The sequence below is a fragment of the Flavobacterium sp. genome, assembly GCF_965277525.1.
Lineage (GTDB): Bacteria > Bacteroidota > Bacteroidia > Flavobacteriales > Flavobacteriaceae > Flavobacterium.
Window position 1 is genome coordinate 1 of the sequence record NZ_CBDIDC010000009.1, and the last position, 17,999, is coordinate 17,999.

General features: G+C 34.2%; 16 protein-coding genes. 10 read left to right on the forward strand and 6 right to left on the reverse strand.

Going from position 1 to position 17,999, the window contains the following annotated elements:
* Positions 1 to 494, reverse strand: a 494-nt coding sequence (locus ACQY44_RS17160) for an aminotransferase class I/II-fold pyridoxal phosphate-dependent enzyme (RefSeq protein WP_428231520.1), incomplete at its 3' end; no start/stop codon positions are given.
* Between the two features lie 296 nt (positions 495 to 790).
* On the opposite strand from ACQY44_RS17160, the gene nirK reads away from it, so the two are divergent.
* From nirK to ACQY44_RS17185, 5 genes are all read left to right on the forward strand, one after another.
* Positions 791 to 2,239: a copper-containing nitrite reductase gene (gene nirK / locus ACQY44_RS17165; protein ID WP_428231521.1), complete on the forward strand. Its 1,449-nt coding sequence runs from the start codon at positions 791 to 793 to the stop codon at positions 2,237 to 2,239.
* A gap of 11 nt (positions 2,240 to 2,250) precedes the next feature.
* Complete coding sequence (locus ACQY44_RS17170; protein ID WP_428231522.1) at positions 2,251 to 3,018, forward strand: formylglycine-generating enzyme family protein; 768 nt, start codon at positions 2,251 to 2,253, stop codon at positions 3,016 to 3,018.
* Between the two features lie 18 nt (positions 3,019 to 3,036).
* Complete coding sequence (locus ACQY44_RS17175) at positions 3,037 to 3,633, forward strand: SCO family protein (RefSeq protein ID WP_428231523.1); 597 nt, start codon at positions 3,037 to 3,039, stop codon at positions 3,631 to 3,633.
* Positions 3,634 to 3,813: 180 nt separating this feature from the next.
* Positions 3,814 to 4,605: an NYN domain-containing protein gene (locus tag ACQY44_RS17180; protein WP_428231524.1), complete on the forward strand. Its 792-nt coding sequence runs from the start codon at positions 3,814 to 3,816 to the stop codon at positions 4,603 to 4,605.
* 34 nt (positions 4,606 to 4,639) lie between these two features.
* A complete protein-coding gene (locus ACQY44_RS17185; RefSeq protein WP_428231525.1) occupies positions 4,640 to 6,151 on the forward strand; it encodes an FMN-binding glutamate synthase family protein in 1,512 nt (503 codons plus the stop codon).
* Positions 6,152 to 6,212: 61 nt separating this feature from the next.
* Here ACQY44_RS17185 and ACQY44_RS17190 read toward each other — a convergent pair whose 3' ends face one another.
* The 3 genes from ACQY44_RS17190 to ACQY44_RS17200 form a co-directional block, all read right to left on the reverse strand.
* Positions 6,213 to 6,650 (reverse strand): hypothetical protein, encoded by a 438-nt coding sequence (locus tag ACQY44_RS17190; protein WP_428231526.1) that lies wholly within the window; start codon positions 6,648 to 6,650, stop codon positions 6,213 to 6,215.
* Positions 6,651 to 6,889: 239 nt separating this feature from the next.
* A complete protein-coding gene (locus ACQY44_RS17195; protein ID WP_428231527.1) occupies positions 6,890 to 7,297 on the reverse strand; it encodes a hypothetical protein in 408 nt (135 codons plus the stop codon).
* Positions 7,298 to 7,299: 2 nt separating this feature from the next.
* Positions 7,300 to 8,481, reverse strand: coding sequence for a glycoside hydrolase family 88 protein (locus tag ACQY44_RS17200; protein ID WP_428231528.1), 1,182 nt, complete (start codon positions 8,479 to 8,481; stop codon positions 7,300 to 7,302).
* A 141-nt stretch (positions 8,482 to 8,622) separates the two neighbouring features.
* Between ACQY44_RS17200 and ACQY44_RS17205 the strand changes: the two genes are divergently transcribed.
* A complete protein-coding gene (locus ACQY44_RS17205; RefSeq protein WP_428231529.1) occupies positions 8,623 to 8,997 on the forward strand; it encodes a DUF2809 domain-containing protein in 375 nt (124 codons plus the stop codon).
* Positions 8,998 to 9,276: 279 nt separating this feature from the next.
* On the opposite strand, the gene ACQY44_RS17210 is transcribed toward ACQY44_RS17205, so the two are convergent.
* Entirely contained in the window at positions 9,277 to 11,055 is a 1,779-nt protein-coding gene (locus tag ACQY44_RS17210; RefSeq protein WP_428231530.1) for an ABC transporter ATP-binding protein, read from the reverse strand.
* An 84-nt stretch (positions 11,056 to 11,139) separates the two neighbouring features.
* On the opposite strand from ACQY44_RS17210, the gene ACQY44_RS17215 reads away from it, so the two are divergent.
* The 4 genes from ACQY44_RS17215 (at position 11,140) to ACQY44_RS17230 (ending at position 16,218) form a co-directional block, all read left to right on the forward strand.
* Positions 11,140 to 11,718, forward strand: a complete 579-nt coding sequence (locus ACQY44_RS17215; RefSeq protein WP_428231531.1) for a non-canonical purine NTP diphosphatase — start codon at positions 11,140 to 11,142, stop codon at positions 11,716 to 11,718.
* Positions 11,719 to 11,922: 204 nt separating this feature from the next.
* The gene (locus ACQY44_RS17220; RefSeq protein WP_428231532.1) at positions 11,923 to 13,836 is read left to right on the forward strand and encodes a DEAD/DEAH box helicase; all 1,914 of its coding nucleotides are present in this window, start codon (positions 11,923 to 11,925) and stop codon (positions 13,834 to 13,836) included.
* An 88-nt stretch (positions 13,837 to 13,924) separates the two neighbouring features.
* A complete protein-coding gene (locus ACQY44_RS17225; RefSeq protein WP_428231533.1) occupies positions 13,925 to 14,701 on the forward strand; it encodes a carboxypeptidase-like regulatory domain-containing protein in 777 nt (258 codons plus the stop codon).
* A gap of 206 nt (positions 14,702 to 14,907) precedes the next feature.
* A complete protein-coding gene (locus ACQY44_RS17230; protein ID WP_428231534.1) occupies positions 14,908 to 16,218 on the forward strand; it encodes a DUF389 domain-containing protein in 1,311 nt (436 codons plus the stop codon).
* A gap of 246 nt (positions 16,219 to 16,464) precedes the next feature.
* Here ACQY44_RS17230 and ACQY44_RS17235 read toward each other — a convergent pair whose 3' ends face one another.
* Entirely contained in the window at positions 16,465 to 17,925 is a 1,461-nt protein-coding gene (locus ACQY44_RS17235; RefSeq protein ID WP_428231535.1) for an aminoacyl-histidine dipeptidase, read from the reverse strand.
* Positions 17,926 to 17,999 lie beyond the last annotated feature (74 nt).

Below are 17,999 nucleotides of genomic sequence, written 5' to 3' on the forward strand. Positions count from 1 at the left end.
ATACTTTCAAGATCATTGTGTTTGTACGTAAAACGTTTACCCATGTGCAAACGAACACCATCAATAATACAAGCATGAGAATCTACATCATATACAATAATATCATTTTTAGTAACCAAAGCATCAATAGTCGAAACCATTCCCTGATATCCAAAATTCAATAGATAAGCAGCTGGTTTCATTACAAATTCAGCTAATTCATTTTCTAATTGCTCATGATATTTAGTATGTCCTGACATCATACGGGCTCCCATTGGATAAGCCGCTCCAAACTCAGTCGCAGCATCAATATCTGCCTGACGAACTTCAGGATGATTTGCAAGACCTAAATAGTCATTCAAACTCCAATTTAAAATATCTTTTCCACCAAATTTCATTCTTGGGCCAAGTTCTCCTTCTAATTTAGGGAATACAAAATACCCCTCAGCTTGTGAAGCCCATTTTCCTAATGGCCCTTTATTGTTCTGAATTCTTTCGAATAAATCTTTTACCATAAATATATTTTGAAGTAATAATTTTAATTTATACAGCGTGCAAAAATAATGATTATTATTCTAAAATTGGGTCAGGCAATTATTTTTATTAAAAAATATCCTTTATATCAATTTTCAAAAGATCTTACCTTAATCATTACAACCTATTTAACAGGATTATATCCTGTTAAATAGGTCAAAAAAACACAATTACATCTTTAATTAATAAGTAAAATATGACTTTTGTCATAATAAAAGAGAATGCTGTATTTTACTTTTGATATTAATTTAAATAGTAAAATCAAACCAAATTTATTATGGAAAAGAATTATAATATTTTGATGAAAGCAAAAACTATTATATGTTTTTTATTCGCGATAGCGCTTTTAGGCAGTTGCAAAAAAGAAGAAAAATCCAGTAATTATTCTGACATCATGACTGAAGGAGAAATGGAAGCTGAACTTACTTCTCCCCCAATGACACCAAAGCCTGTTGGAAACAGAACGGCTATGAAACTGAAAGTTAATATGGAAATTAAAGAACAAGAAGGCACAATGACCGATGGTGTAAAATATACGTATTGGACATTTGGCGGATCTGTGCCGGGAAGCTTTATCAGAACCCGTGTTGGTGATGAAGTCGAATTTCACTTAAAAAACCATCCTGACAACAAACTGCCGCACAATATTGATCTACATGCCGTTACAGGTCCCGGAGGAGGCGCAACATCATCATTGGTAGCACCCGGACATGAAAAAGTTTTTAGTTTTAAGGTTATTAATCCTGGTTTGTATGTTTATCATTGTGCAACTGCTCCTGTAGGAATGCATATTGCAAATGGTATGTATGGTCTAATCCTGGTTGAACCGGAAGGGGGACTACCTCCTGTTGATAAGGAATACTACGTAATGCAAGGTGATTTTTATACTCAGGGTGAATATGGCACAAAAGGACTTCAGGCTTTTGATATGAATAAAGCTGTAAAAGAAACTCCTGATTATGTGGTTTTTAATGGAAAAGTTGGTTCATTGACTAATGGAAATGAACTTACGGCAAAAGTGGGTGAAACAGTCCGTTTATTTGTTGGAAATGGCGGACCAAATCTGGTTTCTTCTTTTCATGTCATTGGCGAAGTATTCGATAATGTACATGTAGAAGGTGGCGCCTTTATTAACAAAAATGTTCAGACTACTTTGATTCCTGCCGGTGGTGCTGCAATTGTAGATTTTAAGGTCGAAACTCCGGGCAATTTCATTCTTGTAGATCACTCTATTTTTAGAGCATTCAACAAAGGTGCTTTGGGAATACTAAAGGTAGAAGGTGATGAAAATAAAAACATCTATTCCGGAACAATTCAGGAAGGAATTTATTTGCCCGAAGGAGGAACTATACAAAATATATCCAATAATACAGCTGCAAAAGCAGTTACGACAAATAGAACTACAGCAGAAAAAATAAAGATTGGAAAAGAAATTTTTGGAACTACTTGTTTTGCCTGTCATCAATCTGAAGGACAAGGAATTCAAAATACCTTTCCTCCTCTTGCGCAATCAGATTATCTAAATGCAGATCCAAAAAGAGCAATTAAAACCATATTGCATGGTTTATCGGGTGAAATTACAGTAAACGGCAAAAAATTCAACAATGTTATGCCAAGCCAAAATTTATCTGATGATGAAATTGCCAATGTTTTGACTTATATATATAACAGTTGGGGAAATAATAAAACAGTTGTTACACCAGAAATGGTGAAAGCACAACGATAAAAAATACTACTATGCAAAAAAGCATTTTTATTTTGATTTTTCTAGCCCAATTAACATTCGAGAGCGCACAGCATAATAAAATGGTTCCAATAAAAGAGGGATCATTTGTGCCTCTTTACGGAGCCACAACAAAAGACCCAGTTAGTGTAAAAACATTTTTTCTAGATGTTTATCCCGTCACTAATATCGAATATCTGAAATTTATTAAAAAGAATTCAAACTATAGCAAATCTAAGATAAAAGGAATTTTTGCAGACAAAAGTTATTTGGCTTATTGGAAAAATGATTTTGATTTTGGGAACGTAAATCCAAAAGCCCCGGTAACAAACGTGTCTTGGTTTGCGGCAAAAAAATACTGCGAATGTCAGGGAAAACGGTTACCAACAATAGACGAATGGGAATATGCAGCAATGGCTAACGAGAGAAAAATTGACGCCAGAACCAAAACCGAATTTAATAAATATATTTTATCCTGGTATGAAAAATCAAAAACATATGAGAATGAAATTGGAAAAACTTTCAAAAATTATTGGGGAGTTTATGATATGCATGGTTTAGTATGGGAATGGACTTTTGACTTTAACAGCTCTTTTTTATCCGGAGAGTCCCGAAAAGATAAAAGTGAAGATAAAAACCTGTTTTGTGGTGCCGGATCTGTTAATGCCACAGATTTGATGGATTATGCCGCTTTTATGCGTTACGCTTTTAGAGCCAGTCTTAAAGCCCAATACTCAACACGAAATCTTGGGTTTAGATGTGCAGGTGCAAGACAACAATAATTTCTAAATCATTTTAAAATGAAAAAAATAATCATCGCAGTATTTTTAATTGCCTTTGGTCTGCTAAGCTGCAAAGACCCTAAAAACAATACAGTTACAACAGCTAAAGAAAAAATTACTGATTTATCAATCTATAATCTTCCCTCAAAATGGACCACTCAGGATGGCAAAAATATGGAGCTACAGAGCATGAAAGGAAATGTTCTCGTTATGGTAATGATCTACACTTCGTGCAAAGCAGCATGTCCCAGATTGGTTGCAGACATGAGAACCATTGAAGCAAAACTCGATAAAAAAACCAAAAAGAATGTAAAACTTATTTTAGTTAGTATTGATCCCGTGACAGATACTCCGCAGAAATTAAAAACATTTGCAATAAGCCATAAAATGAATCAGGAACCTTGGATTTTCTTGCGATCAACAGAAGAAAACACCAGAGAATTTGCAGCGATTTTAGCCGTTAATTACAAAGAAATATCTCCAATGGAATTTTCTCATTCTAATATTATAAGCGTATTTAATACTCAGGGTGAATTAGTATATCAACAGGAAGGTTTGGGTATAGATAATACTAAAACAGTGGAAAAAATAAATCAGGAAGCTCACAAAAATTAATTCCTTATTGAACATAATGTATACAAGGACACCTTACTCTTTAAATTAGTTTTTATCAAAAAACTCTTATTTATAACCAAAATAATTAATATAAAACAAAACACTTATTCAAGACCAATTCAAATAAAAACCAATTTTAGTTTTACCTTTGGAAGTACTAATTTTTCTAACACCTAAATGATGGCTTTAAGCAACTCAAAAGATCTCAAACTAGCCGTTCTTATTGATGCCGATAATGTGCCTTACAGCAATGTAAAAGGTATGATGGAAGAAATAACAAAATTTGGCACACCAACTACAAAACGTATTTATGCGGATTGGACCAAACCGAATTCTAATGGTTGGAAAGCTGTTTTATTAGAGCATGCCATTACACCAATTCAGCAATACAGTTATACCGTAGGAAAAAATTCATCAGATTCTGCCTTAATTATCGACGCTATGGATTTGCTTTATTCCGGAAAACTGGACGGTTTTTGCATTGTGTCAAGCGATAGCGATTTTACCCGCCTTGCTATTCGTTTAAGAGAATCCGGAATGAAAGTAATTGGTATTGGAGAAAAGAAAACCCCTAACTCTTTTATTGTTGCCTGCGACCGATTTATTTATATTGAAGTTCTGGATGGCGCAATCCAGAAGAAAAAACCTAAAGCAACCGCGGCGACTAATGCAGCAGATACGAAAAAAACTGTCGAAAAACCTGCTGAAAAAGCATTGCATAAAATAGACAAACAAACCATTGAACTTATCGAAGCTACTATCGAAGATATCGAAGACGATGATGGATGGGCCTTTTTGGGAGATGTTGGAAACCTAATTGTGAAGAAAAAACCTGAATTTGATCCCAGAAACTATGGTTTTTCTAAACTTACTCCCATGCTGAAATCACTAACCGATATTCTTGAAATCGACGAAAGAGAATCGGATAAAAAAGGCATTAAACATGTGTATGTCCGCCTTCGATTCAATTAATCATTAAACTATTATCTTTTAATTTTTTACAAACATGAGAAAAAAATTCTTTATTTACGGATTCTTATTGTTTCTACTTGTTGCTGCAATTTATTATTACTCTGGCCGCGGTTTTTTACTTGTTATTGTTATTCCGATATTATTAGTGATTGGTGTTTACAATACGCTTCAAAAAAAGCATGCCATTTTGAGAAATTTTCCTGTTTTAGGCTATTTCAGGTATTTATTTGAAATGATTGCACCTGAAATTCAGCAATATTTTATCGAAAGATCTACTGATGGAAGGCCTTTTTCACGAAATCAACGCTCTTTAGTGTATCAAAGAGCCAAAAATATTGATTCAAGTACACCGTTTGGAACACAACAAAATCTAAATCATGACAGCTATGAAGGAATAAAACATTCTATTTTCCCGGCAAAAGTTAACGATGAATTACCTCGTGTATTAGTGGGCGGAAAAGATTGCAAACAACCTTATTTAGCTTCCTTATTTAATGTTTCTGCCATGAGTTTTGGCTCCTTAAGCGAAAATGCTGTTCGCGCCATAAACATTGGCGCTAAAAAAGGAAACTTCTATCAGAATACAGGAGAAGGTGGTTTAACCGAGTTTCATCTTGCAGGTGGCGGCGACATTACCTGGCAAATTGGTACCGGCTATTTTGGCTGCCGAACTCCGGAAGGAAATTTTAGCCCGGAAAAATTCTCAGAAAAAGCAAATCTTCCCAATGTTAAAATGATTGAGATTAAGCTTTCACAAGGTGCAAAACCAGGACATGGTGGTGTACTTCCGGCTGCTAAAAACACGGAACAAATCGCTAAGATAAGAGGTGTTGAACCACACACTATGATTCTTTCTCCTCCCGGGCATCATGCTTTTTCTGACAGCAAAGGTCTTATCCATTTTATCGCACAATTGCGCGAATTATCAAATGGAAAACCAATCGGATTTAAATTATGTATTGGTAATACAGCTGAATTTGAAGCTATTTGCCACGAAATGATTGCCGAGGATATTTATCCTGACTTTATAACAATTGATGGTGCCGAAGGCGGAACCGGTGCTGCTCCATTAGAATTTGCTGATGGTGTTGGAATGCCTTTTGAGCCTGCATTAATATTTGTAAACAAAACCCTTATAGGTTTGAACATTCGTGACAAAATTCGCATTATTGGTAGCGGAAAGATTATTTCAGGCTATTCTATTTTGCATGCAATAGCATTAGGCGCGGATATGTGCAACAGCGCTCGCGGATTCATGTTCTCATTAGGTTGTATTCAGGCATTGCGTTGTCATAATAACGAATGTCCTACAGGAGTTGCTACTCAAAACAAAATGCTGATGAAAGGCCTTGTTGTTACTGATAAATCAGATCGTGTATATCATTTTCATAAAAACACATTGCACTCTGCCAATGAACTTTTGGCCGCAGCCGGCAAGAAAAGCTTTGCTGATGTTGATAGTAATATCTTTATGCGCGGAGATGAATTTGGTCATCTTTCCGATTCTTATTTCCCGGATATTTTAACCAATGTCACCAAACGATAAAAAATTAAAGCCTCTTTGAAAATTACAAAGAGGCTTTTTTAAATTCTTTTATTCTATTAGATTATAGTTTAGCAGTTACTTTTTCATCTTTAGAATTACCTGCATTTTCTAAAACTGCCAACTCTTCTTTATCCACTATTTGTTGTGCAAGAATGGCATTATTATAGGCTAGAAAATAAACATCAAACTTTACTCCCTCTTCAATGAGCTCTTTAGAAATTTGATCGTTTTTAATCATTTCTTTTAATAAATCCGGAAACGACTCTTTATAAGTCAATTTGTTTGTATCGTTTTCTTCTAAATTGGTCTCAATCCTGATTTCAATTTTATTATCATTCAAAAATGCTTTAGCGCTTGTACTGGTAATACCACTACCTTTGATTGATGACGAATTATTATAAGTACTCACATGTTCCTGAATTTTTTGCTTGGTATTTTTGCAACTTACCAAAAACAAAACAACAATAAAAGCAAATGCGATTTGGGTAATTTTTTTCATAATTTTTTAGGTTTTAGGTTATTTTTTAACTCAAACATAATAAACTTTCTAAACAAAAACAATTTAGACCTATAAAATAAAAACTGTATTTATTTGAATACAAATTAATTACCCGACACTAAACCATAAAAACCAGTAAAAGAAGAAAGATTTTTAAAAAAAAATCAGTTCATTAAAATAACGTAAAAAGCCACTTTAAAACGATTAAAGTGGCTTTTTTCCTGTCATGATTTAGAAGACTACTGCAATAATTCAGTAATCGATTCTTTGTTTATGATCTCTTTTACAAGAACAGTATTATCATTGGCTAAAAAATAGGCATCAAACTGAATCCCTTCTTCAACAAGTTCTTTGGGAATCTGGTTTTTAGTAATCATTTCTTTAAGCAACTTAGGGAATTCTTTATTCGCTGCTGATTCGTTCGACGCATTTTTCTCTAAATTGGTTTCAAATCGCAATTCAATTTTGTTATCATTTATATAACCTCTGGCAGTAGTAAGCGTAACATCATCAGCCTTAAAACTTGCCGCTGTACTATTATAAGTCTTCACGTATTCCTGAAGTTTCTGCTTGGTGTTTTTACAACTTATCATCAATATTGCCATAACAGCAATACACGAAATCCGGATCATCTTTTTTATCATCATTTTTATTTATTTAGTTTCTGAAGTCTTAAAAGCGCTTCAAGATAATAATAATCTGCATAATTTATCGAACAATCTATTTCGCTTCCGGCGGGTTTATGTCCTGTTGAATGCAATAAAAAAGCCGAATTTACATCATGGCTTTGATAATGATCCGAAAGCGAAACAATCATCTTTTTAGACTTTACCAAATATTCCTTTCTTACCGTTGCCTCTTTGGTATATGAACTTAACTCAATAAGCGCCGAAGATACAATGGCTGCAGCCGACGCATCTCTTGGTTCATTTGGGATTCCAGGGGCATTAAAATCCCAATACGGAATCAAATCTTCAGTCGTTAATCTGTCTAAATAAACTCTTGCCAATTTATGAGCAAAATCCAGGAATTTAGGATCTTTTGTTTCTCTGTACACCATTGTAAAGCCGTAAATAGCCCAAGCCTGACCTCTCGCCCACATACTCTCATCACTATACCCCTGAGCAGTCATTCCTTTTATTTTTTTTCCCGTTTCATAATCGTAAATGACAACATGGTACGAACTGTAATCAGACCTGAAATGATTGTTCATTGTAGTTTCGGCATGTTTTACGGCAATGTCATAGAGCTTTTTATTTCCTCCATTTTTAGAAGCCCAAAAAAGCAGCTCCAGATTCATCATATTATCGATAATCGTATTGTGACCGCCATATTTATGATGAGGCCACGACAAAATAGTTCCCACTTTTGAATTAAAAAGCGTTGCCAAAGTATCTGCCGACTTCAGAATAATAGCTTTATATGCTTCATTTTTTGTTAAACGATATCCGTTTCCGAAACTATTAAAAATCTGGAAGCCTAAATCATGATCATTCGCTTTACTCACAGATAAAGGAATTAAAAACCGACTGAATTTATCCGCTTCTTTTTTCCATTTCTTATCTCCGGTTGCCTCATATAAATACCACAACTCTCCGGGCCAGAAACCGCTTGTCCAGTCTTTATAATCTACAAACTTCCAGTCCTTACTACCATTGGAGACAGTTCTTGGCGATGTTCCGTCATCCGGAATTATTTTTAAAGTTTTCGAAGCTTGTTCTGCACAATATTCTAATTGCTTTTTAACATTAAACGAATTGCTTTTTTGAGAATAGCCGGTATTTCCTAATATAAATAAGGTAAAAATCAGAGTAGTAAATCTTGTATTCATGTGGTTATTTTAATTTTAGACAGAGAGATTGTTTTATTATTTTACGGAATTGATAAATTTATAAAATAAGGCAGACGTAGCCGAATCTTTGTATTTTTGTTTACCCAAAAAAGTACTAATGATGCCATCAAAAATCAAAACTTGAAAAAATACAGATCTTATTATTTTATTTTACTCCTTTTGATTATTTTTCTGGGAATCTTCTCCAGAAAATTTGAGGCAATACCACTATGCACCGGAGACTTTCTTTATGCCGTGATGATGTACGTTTTTATTCGGATAGTATTGATCGATAAAAAAGGCATCCAAATTATGATTACCTCGTTATTAATTTGCTACGGAATTGAATTTTCTCAACTCTGCCAAGCAACCTGGATTAACGAACTTAGACCTACTTTATTTGGAAGATATCTTTTAGGACAAGGTTTTTTATGGAGCGATATTCTGGCTTATACTTGTGGAGTCTTCGTTGCCTTTATAATTGAAAGAATTGCCTTAAAACGTAAATTATTATAAGTAGTCATTTTTGTCAAAGTTTTTAAACAGAAAGTACAAGAAATTAAAAAAACATCATTTCAAAGTTAGTCTGCTTTTTTTGTCATCCTAAGGAACGAGAGATCTCCGCACGCTGCTCTACAATTTAGAAAAAAAATACTTTGCGTTTTCCTCGGGATGACAATAGCCGTGGTGACGTTGTGTAAAATATTAAAATCTTTTTTAATGTATAAAATTAATCTTCTTTACTATTGTTGTTTTTTAAACTTTAACAAAGACCGCGTCGAACACCACAATTAACTAATCCAGCGTTTGCGTAATTTTATCAAGATTTAAACTGTTTGCCATGGCTGTAAAGATTTGATAATAGGTAGATTTATTATCATACAACTCATCATGAGTTCCTTTTTCGACACATCTGCCTTGTTCTAAAACTATTATGTTTGCCGCATCAATAATTTGAGAAATACTGTGGGAAATAATAATTACAGTTCTGTCTTTTTTGATCGCATCCAGTGATTTTTTTATTTGTTCTGTCGCTATCGCATCCAAACTCGCTGTTGGTTCATCAAGAAATATAATTGGTGGATTTTTTAAAAACAATCTTGCTATAGCTATCCTTTGTTGCTGTCCTCCCGAAAGTAAATGTGCGTCAGAATCATATCCTTTTGGTAATTGCATCACCTGCTCGTGTATATAAGCTTGTTTAGCAGCATCTACAATTTCAGATTGTGATGCGTCCGGTTTTCCGTATAAAATATTTTCAGCAATTGTACCTTTAAAAATATGATTCTTCTGCAGTACCAATCCAATATTCTTGCGCAGAAAATCAGTATCATAATCATTTAAATCAACTCCGTCCAGGTATATTTTACCGGATGAAGGCAAATAAAACTTATCCAGCAAATTGATAATTGTACTTTTCCCCGCTCCACTTAATCCTACCAGAGCAGTAGTTTCATTTGGTTTAATGGTAAAATCAATTCCAAAAAGAGCTTTTGTTCCGTTTGGATAAACAAAATCAACATTTTTCACTTCTATAAGTCCCACAATTTTTTCAGGAATATAATCCCCGCTGGTTTCTTTTTCATTATCTGATTCTAAAATATCAAAGAATCCTTCAGAATAAATCAAGGCATCATTTACTTCATCATAAATACGATGCAATTGTCTAATTGGTGCAGATACATTATTAAACAACATGATATGAAACATTATTGCACCAATTGTCATCGTATTATTCAAAACAAAATAAGCCGTTAGAATGATAATAATCACCACTCCTATTTGTTCTACAAAACCTTTTACACTTTCAAAGATAAAACTGGTTTTTCTGGTGGCCAGCTGATTCTCGGTCATTTCAAACTGAATGTCCTTATGCCGATCCGCTTCCATTGGTTCCCGAACAAATGATTTAATAACAGTTATAGATTCAATCAAACTAATGATTCCGTTATTTTTAGTTTCACGGTAATTGCGCATTCGTCTCCTAAAACCACTCAATTTAACGGCTTGTAACTGACTGATATAAAAATAAACCGGAATAATACATAAACTCACCAAACCTACATAGACATTCGCATAAAACATAATTGTCAAAGCCACAAAAGCATTTGCAAACAAAGGCAGAATATCAATAAAAAAATTCTGAACCAATCTTGTTAAACTGCTTATTCCTAAATCGATTCTGGTTTGGAGTTTTCCGCTTTCATTTTCGTTAGATGTATAAAATTCCATTCGGTAACTTAGGATTTTTTCAACTATTGCCTGCGAAATATCACGGGTTATAAATATGCGTAGTTTTTCTCCATAAAACTTCTGGCCAAACTGTACTACTGAATAAACCAATTCTTTAGAAAGTAAAACAATACTAATAATCTCTAACAAATGAAACCCTTTTGACAATGGTTCGTGAGCTACCATCAAGTCACTGATGGAATCTACGGTATATTTTAATATTAATGCATTTACCTGAGCGGCAAACGATCCCAGAAAAGTAAGCAATAAAGTCGCAATAACCATTTTTCTGTAAGGCTTGACAAAAGGGGTTATTTTTTTATACAATAAAGAAATCTTCATTTATTTTAATTTTTCGTCACATATCAAATATAAGAATTCTAAATTTGTGTTTAGATATTCTGCAACATATAAAAACATACTCTCATGCAACTGGTTTTCGCTTCAAACAATCTTAATAAAATCAAAGAAATTCAAAGCATCTTAAAAGGATCTATCCAATTATTAAGTCTGGAAGATATTGGCTGCCATGAAGAAATAGAAGAAACTGCCAATACTATACAAGGAAATGCTATTTTGAAAGCCAACTATGTAACTGAAAAATATGGTTACGATTGTTTTGCAGATGATTCCGGTCTGGAAGTTACAGCCTTAAATGGAGAACCTGGCGTATATTCAGCACGATATGCCGGAAAGCAAAGAAATTCAGATGACAATATGAATAAACTTCTGAATGCCCTGTCAGACAAAGAAGACCGAAGCGCACAGTTCAAGACCGTTATTGCATTAAACATAAAAGGAGAACAACATTTATTTACGGGAATTGCAAAAGGGAATATTGTTTTAAAGAAAACAGGAAATCATGGCTTTGGTTACGATCCCATTTTTCAGCCCGAAAATTACAATGAAACTTTTGCCGAATTATCTTCAGAAATTAAAAATAAAATCAGCCATCGTGCGAAAGCAACTCAGCAACTAATTGATTTCCTGAACTCCAGAAAATAATTGTTTAAAATACAACATTTTATTAGGCAAAATTGATATTTCACGACGTATTTTTTTTATCAATTCTGTAATTTCTTTCAAAAATCATTTTACAATAAACATAACTTTTTGATAATCAAATCATAACAAATATACAATTCTTAAAATAGCATTAGTTTATCTGAATAATTAACTGTAATTTTGCACCCTATTTTAAATACATATATGAATAAATTTGAACAATTAGGATTGAATGAATCGTTACTGAAGGCGATTTTAGATCTAGGATTTGAAAATCCGTCAGAGGTACAGGAAAAGGCGATTCCCCTATTATTGGAAAAAGACACAGATATGGTTGCGTTGGCTCAGACAGGGACAGGGAAAACGGCAGCTTTCGGTTTTCCGCTAATTCAAAAAATTGATGCTGACAACAAAAACACACAAGCATTAGTTTTATCGCCAACACGAGAACTTTGTTTACAGATTACCAACGAACTTAAAAACTACTCAAAATACGAAAAAGGTATTAATGTGGTAGCAGTTTACGGCGGGGCTAGTATTACAGAGCAAGCTAGGGACATTAAAAGAGGAGCACAAATTATTGTAGCTACTCCGGGGAGAATGCAAGACATGATCAACAGAGGCCTTGTAAACATTAAAAATATAGATTACTGTATTCTTGATGAGGCTGACGAAATGTTGAACATGGGGTTTTATGAGGATATCGTGTCTATATTATCAGATACTCCAGATCAAAAAAGTACATGGTTGTTCTCTGCAACTATGCCACAAGAGGTTGCCAGAATTGCAAAACAATTCATGAGCGATCCTGTAGAAATTACTGTTGGAGCTAAAAACTCAGGTTCTGCAACAGTTTCTCACGAATTTTACTTAGTAAATGCTCGTGATCGTTATGAAGCTTTGAAACGTTTAGCCGATGCAAATCCAGATATTTTCTCTGTGGTTTTCTGTCGTACTAAAAGAGATACACAAGCTGTAGCTGAAAAATTAATTGAAGATGGATACAGCGCTGCTGCATTGCACGGAGATTTATCTCAGGCGCAACGTGATGGTGTAATGAAATCTTTCCGTGGAAGACAAATTCAGATGCTTGTTGCTACTGACGTTGCTGCACGTGGTATTGACGTAGATAACATTACTCACGTAGTGAACTACCAATTACCTGACGAAATCGAAACTTACAACCACCGTTCAGGACGTACTGGTAGAGCTGGAAAATTAGGAACTTCTATTGTAATTGTTACAAAAAGTGAGTTGCGTAAAATTTCTTCTATCGAAAGAATCATCAAACAAAAGTTTGAAGAGAAATCTATTCCGTCCGGAATCGAAATTTGTGAGATTCAATTATTGCACTTAGCAAACAAAATTAAAGATACTGAAGTTGATCACGAAATTGACAACTATTTGCCAGCAATCAATAACGTTCTTGAAGGTTTATCTAAAGAAGAGTTGATCAAGAAAATGGTTTCAGTAGAATTTAACCGTTTTATTGCTTACTACAAAAAGAACAGAGATATTTCTAACCAGTCTTCAGGTTCTGAAAGACGCGAAAGAGGAGATTCTGAGCCAAGAGAATTTAATAATAACGGAGCAGTTCGTTATTTTGTAAACATCGGTTCAAGAGATAATTTCGATTGGATGTCTCTTAAAGATTACCTGAAAGAAACATTAGACTTAGGTCGTGATGACGTTTTCAAAGTAGATGTAAAAGAGGGATTCTCTTTCTTTAACACTGATCCAGAGCACACTGAAAAAGTAATGGAAGTATTAAACAACGTACAATTAGAAGGACGTCGTATTAATGTTGAAATTTCTAAAAATGATGGTGGCGGAAGACGTGACCATAACGGACGCAGCGGTGGCGGAGGTGGACGTAGTTCTGCTCCAAGACGCGAAGGAAGTTTTGCTCCAAGACGTGAAGGTTCTGGTGGTGGATTCAGAAGCGACAGAAACTCAGCTCCTAGAGAAGGTGGTTTCAGAAGCGACAGAAACTCTGCTCCAAGAGAAGGTGGCTTTAGAAATTCAGCTCCAAGAACAGAAGGTGGCTCAGACAGAGCTCCAAGACGTTCTGAAAGCTTTGGTGATTCACCAAGACCAAGAAGACCAAGAAGAGATTAATTCTCTTTGTTAATTTTCTGATAATTATATTCGAAGACTGCGAAATATTTAATCCCTATTTAGTACTTTTAGTGCTTTAAATCAGGATATGAAATATTTCGCAGTTTTCTTTTTTACACTACTATCTACTACTATTAGTTTTGCACAAGATGTTGAATCTACAGTACCACAAAGGGTATCAGGTTATATTATCAATGATAATACGAAACAACCGCTTGCCAATGTAAACATCATCAATACCAACAAAGTTCGTGGTGCAAAGTCTGATGCTAAAGGATATTTTGAGATAGATGTACAGCTAAATGATACTATTCACTTTTCAATTTTAGGATTTCAATCTTTGAGAATCAGAGTAACGAATGACTGGATAAAAAACAAAGTGACCAGAATTCAGCTGACCGAAAAAGCAATTGCCCTTGAAGAAGTTATTATTGCTCCTTTCAGTTTAACCGGATATCTTGAAGTTGATTCAAAATTAATTCCAACTAAAGAAAACTACCGTTATAGCATTTCAGGCCTTACACAAGGTTATGAAGCAGGTGAATACTCTCCAAATGCTTTTGGAAAAGTGCTTGGATCTATTTTCAACCCTGCAGATGTACTCTATGGCTTCTTTGGGAAAAATGCCAAAGAACTTAAGAAATTAAAAGAAATGAGGAAAGATGATACGGTTCGGAATCTTCTTGAATCCAAATACGATCGCGAAACCGTCTCAGTACTTTTGGGTATTAGCAAAGACGAGATTCCTGAAATCTTACAACGTTGCAACTACTCTGAATCCTTTATACAATCAGCAAATGATTTGCAGATTATGGATGCAATTAATGGCTGTTATGAACAATACAAAGTACTAAAACGTAATTAAAAACATTACACTTAAAATCAATACTTAAATCCTCAATCTTAAAAATTGGGGATTTTTTTTTATTCATTAAAAACATAATAACACTCTTCTGCCTGCATTTATAATCCTTTTACCTAATAAATATAGATTTTAGTCCTTTTTTTTGATTAAATTAGACATCAATTTTCCTGTAGATTTTAGTAGAACTATAATTCTATCCCTTACACATGACAGATATAACTAAAAAAGTCTTGAATTTTATTGATCTTCATAAAGGCGAAGAAAATAAAAAATCGGTAATCGAAAACATAACAAGTGCCGTTTCCTTCAGAGGTTCAAATATTTGGATTTTAGCATGTGCAATTATTATAGCCTCAGTGGGTTTAAATGTAAATTCAACAGCTGTAATTATCGGTGCAATGCTAATTTCTCCTTTGATGGGACCAATTGTTGGCACCGGTTTTGGTTTAGGGATGTATGATTTTGAGCTTTTAAAGAAATCATTAAAAAATTTAGTCATTGCAACTGTGGTTAGTTTGGCTACTTCAGCTATCTACTTCTATATTAGCCCTTTTAAAGAAGCACAATCAGAATTATTAGCCAGAACTTCTCCAAACATTTATGACATTTTAATTGCCTTTTTTGGAGGTTTGGTTGGTGTAATTGCGGTAACAAGGGTAGAAAAAGGCAATCCTATTCCCGGTGTAGCTATTGCAACTGCCTTAATGCCACCGCTCTGTACAGCTGGTTATGGTTTAGCACTTGGCAATTATCTGTACTTTTTTGGTGCCATGTATCTGTACACTATTAATTGCGTATTTATTTGCATTGCTACTTTTGTAATTGTCAAATACCTAAACTATCCCATTACACAGCAATTAGATTTAAAGCATCAAAAGCGCGTTAAATACGGTGTTACCATTCTCATTTTACTTTTAATTGTACCAAGCATCTATTTTGCTTATCAGTTATACATTCAAAAAAGTTATAATTCCAGAACAGAAGTTTTCATTCAAAAAGAATTCCTTGATAATGATTATCCCATTATTTATAAAAAAATAAGGTACAATACAGATCCCAAAAGAATCGAACTTGCCTTTTTAGCCAAAAAGTTCAGTGATACTGAAATTATCAATCTGAATAAAAAACTGATCAATTATGATCTTCCTAATACAAAATTGATCATCAGGCAAGACACCATCAACCTGCGAAAGGATATCATGAATCAAATCAACAACAATCAAAGTGTGATAGATCAAAAAGATATTTTAATTAATAATTTACGGAATCAACTGGCGCAATATCAATTCGATACAAATCAGATTAGCAATGAAGCCAAAATACTTTTCCCAAGTCTCACTTCTTTAAAAATTGGAAATTACAGCATTGAAAATGAGGCGAATAAATCAAAAATTATTCCTGTAATACTTTTTCAAAGCAATAAAAAAGTAGATGTAGCAACAAAACAAAAAATGAAAATGTGGCTAAAAACAAGACTTGAAAAAGATTCTATTGAGGTATATCAACAAAATAATTAATACAAACCCAAAAATAGAACCTATATTTACTTTAAAATAAGTTAACTATATAAATCGGAATATTATGGCAAAGAGTCAAGATGCTAAAAAAACAGCAAAAAAAGAACCGCTAAAAACGGCTAAAGAGAAAAAAGAAGAAAAGAGAGAAAAGAAAAATGCTCCTAAAAGAGACTAATTTTTAGTATTCAGTCGCAGTTTTCAGTAATTAATTAAAATTGCTTACCAAAAACTGCGACTGTCAACTTATTATTTAACCGGAATATTCGAAAGAATTTCTAATACAAATTTCCAATATTTCTGAGCAGAAGAAATACTCGCTCTCTCATCCGGAGAATGCGCACCATGAATGGTTGGGCCAAAAGAAATCATATCCATATCCGGATAATTAGTTCCTAAAATTCCACATTCTAAACCAGCGTGACAAGCCACAACTTTTGGCTTTTCATTATTTTGTTTTTCGTAGATTCCAACCAAAGTATCTAATATCTCAGAATTCACATTTGGAGTCCATCCCGGATAAGAACCTGAAAGTTCTACTTCACAACCTACCAATTCAAAAGCTGAACGCAATGCATTAGCCAAATCGAATTTTGAAGTTTCAACAGATGAACGTGTTAAACATCCAATAGATATTTCACCATCTTTTACTATAACTCTGGCAATATTATTAGAAGTTTCAACTAAATCAGCCATATCAGCACTCATTCTGTAAACACCATTGTGAGCTGCATAAATAGCACGAATAATTCCTTCCTGAACTCCCAGATCCATCACTTTTGCAGGTGTATCGCATTTTACAATTTCAATAGACAGATTGGGCTCAGTTGTTTTATATTCTGCTTTAATATCGTTGATGATTTCCTGCATATCAAAAATATACGCTTCATCAAACATTTCAGAAATAATGACTTTCGCAACACTTTCTCTTGGAATGGCGTTTCTCAAACTTCCACCGTTAATTTCAGCTACCTGCAAACCAAAGTTTTCAAAAGCATCAAACAACAAACGGTTCATGATTTTATTAGCGTTTCCTAAACCTTTATGAATATCCATTCCTGAATGACCACCATTTAGACCTTTTACGGTAATGAGATGCCCAACAGAACCTTCCGGAACTTCTTCTTCATGGTAGGTTCTTGTAGCGGTTACATCAATTCCTCCAGCGCAACCTATATCAATTTCATCATCTTCTTCAGTATCTAAATTCAAAAGAATCTGACCTTGAAGAATCCCTCCTTTTAGATTTAAAGCTCCTGTCATTCCAGTTTCTTCATCAATGGTAAACAAAGCTTCGATTGCAGGATGCGGAATGTCTTTGCTTTCTAAAATAGCCATAATTGTCGCTACTCCCAAACCATTATCAGCACCTAGTGTCGTACCACGGGCGCGAACCCAGTCACCATCTACATACATGTCGATTCCCTGAGTATCAAAATCAAAAACAGTATCCGCATTTTTTTGATGCACCATATCAAGATGCCCCTGCATAACAATTGCTTTACGGTTTTCCATTCCCGGAGTTGCAGGTTTTCTGATAATTACATTTCGGATTTCGTCTTCAAAAGTTTCTAAACCTAAGCTGTTTCCAAAGTTTTTCATAAACTCGATTACACGTTCTTCTTTCTTTGACGGACGAGGAACTGCGTTTAAATCGGCAAACTTATTCCATAGCGCTTTAGGCTCCAGATTTCTTATTTCTTGACTCATTATATTTTGTTTGAAGTTTAACAATTAAGAGCCCCAAAGTTACAAAGTTTAAATGCTATTCACGGGCAAAAACA